Origin of the sequence: Xanthovirga aplysinae, assembly GCF_009711365.1 — a bacterium.
Classification (GTDB): domain Bacteria; phylum Bacteroidota; class Bacteroidia; order Cytophagales; family Cyclobacteriaceae; genus Xanthovirga; species Xanthovirga aplysinae.
On the sequence record NZ_SMMB01000390.1, the window covers coordinates 1 to 1382 of the forward strand.

Below are 1382 nucleotides of genomic sequence, written 5' to 3' on the forward strand. Positions count from 1 at the left end.
TAGAGCTCAGAGTCAGGAATTAAAAGAGCGTCTATTATCCGTAACGGGTACTAGTGAACTATCAGAAAAACCAGATTTAGCCACTATTTCAATTCGGGCAAGTGCGAAAGATATGAATTATAATACTGCTATTGATGAATTAAATGAAAAAGTTGAAAGTTTAAGAAACGCCATAAAAAAGGCAGGATTCAAAAAAGAAGATCTTAAAACTTCCAATTTTAATGTACAAAAAAGTTATTCTTACGTGGGAAGAGAAAGGAAATTTGAAGGGTATGAAGCTTCTCATGACCTAAAATTACGCCTTGCCCCTGAAAAGGAAGAATTAAATAAAGCACTCTCCGCAATGACTTCTAGTTTGAGTGAGGCTGATTTTAATATTTCTTTTTCATTAGAAAAGCCAGAAAACCTAAAAGAGAAATTAATAAAAATGGCCGTGGATAATGCTAAAGAAAGGGCACAATTATTGGCACAAGCTGCCGGAGTTTCACTAGGAAAAATTACCGATATTCAATACAGTATTCAATCCACTAGACCAGTTCCTATTCAATATAGAGTTACTTCAGATTTACGTCAAGAAGGAATGATGGCCAAAACATTTAATGAAGTTGAGCCGGATGAAATAAAAGTAAGGGACCAAGTGACCATTATTTGGGAAATTCACTAGGCAAGATTTGGGCTTCTTTTAAAGCCAATTATTATTAACTGTTTTGTATTTATAAATAAGTGAATTAAGTAGATTAAAAAAGGGTGATTTACACAATCACCCTTTTTTGTTTCCTTTTTAACTTAATAAGGGGTATAGCTATTGTAAGGATTCCATTTGTAGTATGGGGCTCCTCGTATTCTTCTGCTTGGATTCCTAACGTTATTATAATATTGGTATTGGTATTGATAATATGGGTTAGGGTTTACCAATAAGTGTCTCCTAAAAATTGCATTTGGGTTTCGTGCTCTTCCTTGAATAAACCTTGGGTCATAGTAATAGTGATAACCTCTTCCATGGTATAAGGCATTTTCATATATGGCGTAAGAACCATATCCTCTATCCCTACCATAAGGTCTAAAATACCCACTCGATGGGTTGATTCCTCCGGAATATGGACTTCTGTTTTCGATCCCATATCCCCCTGCTCCACTTGAAGGCGCTAATACATTACCGCCAAAAGTTCGCTGGCCAAAGGCGGGAATACTCAGAGTTAAAACAAAGAAAGCCGAAATAAAAAATCTATTTAAAAACACTTCCGCACACCTCCTTAAAAAGCTGTTCTACCTTATTTAACTTGGATTTGTTTGATTGGGTTGTGTTCTTGTTTTTATATTTATTAATCAGAATAATCAGAGGCTATTGAAAAGAGAGTTTATGTGTTTGAATTGTTGTGTTA

2 protein-coding genes are annotated in these 1382 nt (G+C 34.9%); one reads left to right on the forward strand and one right to left on the reverse strand.

Annotated features, from left to right (window positions below; all coding sequences use genetic code 11):
* The coding region (locus E1171_RS01350; RefSeq protein WP_155203332.1) for an SIMPL domain-containing protein at window positions 1-664 on the forward strand (664 nt) is incomplete at its 5' end.
* A gap of 122 nt (window positions 665-786) precedes the next feature.
* Here E1171_RS01350 and E1171_RS24095 read toward each other — a convergent pair.
* Window positions 787-1239: a hypothetical protein gene (locus E1171_RS24095; protein WP_222931327.1), complete on the reverse strand. Its 453-nt coding sequence runs from the start codon at window positions 1237-1239 to the stop codon at window positions 787-789.
* Window positions 1240-1382 lie beyond the last annotated feature (143 nt).